Genomic DNA, 3,257 nt, shown 5'->3' with positions numbered 1-3,257 from the left:
GACTCGGCCAAGCGCTTCACGATGCCGACCGGGAGGGGGCGACTCGGCCAAGCGATTCGCGGTGCCGAGCGGGGGCTCGACTCAGCCGAGCGATTCGTGATGCCAGCCGGGGGGGCGACTCGGCCAAGCGCTTCACGGTGCCAGCCGGGGGGGCTCGACTCAGCCAAGCGCTTCCGTTACCTCCCGAGGAACTCCCCCAGCACCGCGCCGACTTGACCCGGCACGTCCATCGCGATGAGGTGTGCCGCGTCCGTGAACTCCACGAGTTCCGCGCCGGGGATCTCTGTCGCGTACCTGCGCGCGATGTCCTGGAAGTCGGGGACGTCCAGCTTGCCGAGTCCGACGAGGGTGGGGACGGAGATGCCGGCGAGGTCCCCGCTGCCGGGTCCCTGGGAGTGCTCCCCCACAACCCCCTGATGTGCCAGCAACGTCCGCATGGGCGCCCGGAGTTCCTCCGCCAGCCCCTCCCCGACCTCGCCCCAACTCCTCGCGGGGCCCCTCAGCCACATGTCGAGGTTGATCCGCACAGCCTCGTCCAGGTCACCCGCCTCCAGCGCCGCCGTCTCCGCCGCGTCGTACGCGACCATCTCGTCCGACCACGCGTACCCCGGCCAGGGCGCCGTCAGCATCGCCAGCGCCTGTACGCGGTCCGGATACGCCAGCGTGAAGTCCAGAGCCACCCGGCCTCCCCAGGACGCGCCCACGAGGCGTACACGGCTGTGCCCGAGGTGGTCCAACAGCCGCGCCAGGTCCTCCACTTCGCGGAACGGGCCGGTGGGCGGCGCGGACTCCCCGAACCCGCGAAGGTCGTACCGCACCACCTCGTACCGCTCCGCGAGCGCGGGCACGATGCCGTCCCACATCCGGTGGTCGGCGACACCGGCATGCACGAGCACGACGGGCGGGCCGTCGCCGGTGATGTCGTAGGCGAGGTGTCCGAGGGCGTCGTGGAGTCGCTGCATGCGGGGATGATCTCAGGCCCGGTCGAGTGCCTCGATCGCGCGGAGGATGAGGGCGCGGGCCTCGGGGCCGTAGACGGCCATGCTCCTCAGCTGCTCGAACGCCCTCAAGTAGAGGTTCGTTTCTGCGGGTTGGGTGATGCGGACGCGGGCCGAGATCAGCTCTACGGAGACGAGTTTGTCGTCGTAGACGTGAAACGTTTCTCGTGGCCATTGGAACCGGTCCCGGGCCGTGAACGGGATGATGCCCAGCGAGACCTGGGGAAGTGCTCCTGCCGTGAGCAGATAGCCCAGCTGCGCCGCCATCGTGTCCTCGTCACCGATCTGGTGACGCAGGACCTCTTCCTCGACCACGAACACGAACCGGCGTCCCGGCTCGTGGAGCACGCGGGAGCGTTCGATGCGGGCCCGGGCGGCGTCCTCGCTGTCGTCCACCGGAAGTCCGTGGAAACGCGCGGAGATGCGCAGCACGGCGGCGGCGTACCCCTGGGTCTGGAGGAAGCCAGGCACCAGTGTGGACGAGTAGACGCGGAAGAGGCGGCTCTCCCGGAACAACTTGGCCGAGCTGCCCTGGAGTTGCTTCAGCCCGCTGCGCATCTGGTGACGCCACTCCGTGTACAGCGACTCCGCGTGCAGGGACTGGGCGATCAGATCGTCCGCCTGGTCCTGAGCGGCGCAGGCGGCCGTCCACGCGCGGATGTCCTTGGGCGAGGGCGCGGTCAAAGCGTTCTCGATGCGGGACGTCTTCGCGTGGTGCCAGCCGCACCGGGTGGCCAGTTCAGCGACCGTCAGCCCTGCCTCTTTGCGGAGGCCACGGAGCCGTCGGGCGACGGCCTCGCGTGCTGCCTGGGCGGAGGAGGACGGAGAGGAGGGCATGAACTGGCCTGTACGGTCGGAGACCTCAGCGGATCTTGTACTCGCTGTGGGGGATGGCGCGCGACCATACCGCCTCGAAGGCGTCCACGCACAATTTCGCCGCCTCGGGGTTGTCCATCCAGATCTCGGGGCCGAGTGAGGCGCCTTCGCCCGAGAAGTGGTTCCAGTAGACGACCTTCTCGTCGAACACCCAGAAGTCGTTCCCGGGCAGCGCGATGTCGGACGCCTGGCGCCGGGGCAGCCAGCGCACCAGCTCACCGGCGGCGACGTTCGTGAACGTGCCGCTGTGGAGGAACCGCGTGTACTCGCTGACCGGCTCCGACACGATCCGCGCCCTGCGCATGACCACGCCCCGGTTCACGGTCCCCTGGACGAGGTCGAGCCAGGGACGCCACCACACGGACCGATCGTCGTCGGGGTTACGCCCGTTGCCCGCCTTCCACTCGGCGAAGGGGCCCTTCTCGTAGTCGACGTTGTAGGAGTCCCTCATCTCCAGGTGCACGGCCGAATGCTGTGCGCTCCGGAGATACTTCTCAAACGTCTCCGCGTTCGAGGACATCGCACGCCTCCCTCAACATGTCGATCATGCTCGCCGGAACACGGACTACGCCCTCGTGGTCCGGAATCCCCTTCGCGTGACCCGGCACCTCGTACGCGGCGCACTCCGCTTCGAGCGCCTCGTCGGGCTTCCAGCCCTGTACGACGATCTCCCGCTTCTCCTGGTCGACCCAGAGGGTCGGACTGTCGTGGTTACCCGTGTTCGGATCGATTCCGATGAACCGCAACGGCATACCCACCTCCATCGCTGAGATGTGCGTGTTCGTGCATCAGATTCTCGGCTAACTACCGCCCGCACAAGGGCACTTAACAGCCAAGTTCCCTCGCGAGAGTGGCTCTCTGCACAACCCTGCACATCCCTGGCGCCCACTCCCCCCGCCTCCCTACCGTCATGTCCCACCGGCCCAGAGAAGGCACCCCATGACCACCACCGCACTCCCCACCCGCACCGGCCGCTCCCTCGTCACCCCCGCCGAGTTCGAGATGCTCGCAGCGTTCTGCGCCGAGGAGTACCGCCTCGACCGGCCCCTCGCGGAGCGGGTCCTCGACCAGGCCCTCGTCCTCGTCCACGTCATGGGCACCACCCGCGCCGGCGCCGAGATGGCCCCCTCCCGGCAGGTCGACCCCGGCTGGCACACCCTCGTCCTGCACACCACCTGGTACGCCGCCTGGTGCCAACGGACCTTCGGCTACTTCCTCCACCACGAACCCAACAGCAAGACCCGCACCCGCACCCTCATGAACGACGTCACCACCCGCCTGCGCACCGCCGGCTTCACCGTCGACGACGCCCTCTGGGGCACCACCGCCGACTGCAACCCGCCCGCCTGCTGCGGCGACGGCCCCTGCTGCTGACCCCCACCA

At 68.8% G+C, this 3,257-nt stretch carries 5 protein-coding genes; 1 reads left to right on the top strand and 4 read right to left on the bottom strand.

The features are described from left to right. Positions 1–176 precede the first annotated feature (176 nt). Genes AOK24_RS37840 through AOK24_RS37825 form a run of 4 tightly spaced genes read right to left on the bottom strand, consistent with a single transcriptional unit; the run spans position 177 to position 2,626 of the window. Positions 177–962 (bottom strand): alpha/beta fold hydrolase, encoded by a 786-nt coding sequence (locus AOK24_RS37840; protein WP_055724469.1) that lies wholly within the window; start codon positions 960–962, stop codon positions 177–179. Between the two features lie 12 nt (positions 963–974). Then, positions 975–1,835 carry a helix-turn-helix domain-containing protein gene (locus AOK24_RS37835; RefSeq protein WP_055724468.1) on the bottom strand — a complete coding sequence of 287 codons (861 nt, stop codon included), beginning with the start codon at positions 1,833–1,835 and terminating at the stop codon, positions 975–977. A 25-nt stretch (positions 1,836–1,860) separates the two neighbouring features. Further along, positions 1,861–2,394, bottom strand: coding sequence for a DUF6879 family protein (locus tag AOK24_RS37830; protein ID WP_055724467.1), 534 nt, complete (start codon positions 2,392–2,394; stop codon positions 1,861–1,863). Beyond that, entirely contained in the window at positions 2,369–2,626 is a 258-nt protein-coding gene (locus tag AOK24_RS37825; RefSeq protein ID WP_055724466.1) for a hypothetical protein, read from the bottom strand. The genes AOK24_RS37830 and AOK24_RS37825 overlap by 26 nt, the downstream gene beginning before the upstream one ends. 187 nt (positions 2,627–2,813) lie before the next feature. Between AOK24_RS37825 and AOK24_RS37820 the strand changes: the two genes are divergently transcribed. Further along, positions 2,814–3,248 carry a glycine-rich domain-containing protein gene (locus AOK24_RS37820; protein WP_055724465.1) on the top strand — a complete coding sequence of 145 codons (435 nt, stop codon included), beginning with the start codon at positions 2,814–2,816 and terminating at the stop codon, positions 3,246–3,248. Positions 3,249–3,257: the final 9 nt, after the last annotated feature.

The sequence above is a fragment of the Streptomyces niveiscabiei genome, assembly GCF_001419795.1.
GTDB lineage: Bacteria > Actinomycetota > Actinomycetes > Streptomycetales > Streptomycetaceae > Streptomyces > Streptomyces niveiscabiei.
Note: the sequence above shows the minus strand (reverse complement) of the source record. Positions and strands in the feature narration are given on the sequence as shown.

Coding starts and splice junctions, on each gene's coding strand:
- AOK24_RS37835 (WP_055724468.1), bottom strand. CDS start 1,835: ATGCCCTCCTCTCCGTCCTCCTCCGCCCAGGCAGCACGCGAGGCCGTC.
- AOK24_RS37825 (WP_055724466.1), bottom strand. CDS start 2,626: ATGCCGTTGCGGTTCATCGGAATCGATCCGAACACGGGTAACCACGAC.
- AOK24_RS37820 (WP_055724465.1), top strand. CDS start 2,814: ATGACCACCACCGCACTCCCCACCCGCACCGGCCGCTCCCTCGTCACC.
- AOK24_RS37830 (WP_055724467.1), bottom strand. CDS start 2,394: ATGTCCTCGAACGCGGAGACGTTTGAGAAGTATCTCCGGAGCGCACAG.
- AOK24_RS37840 (WP_055724469.1), bottom strand. CDS start 962: ATGCAGCGACTCCACGACGCCCTCGGACACCTCGCCTACGACATCACC.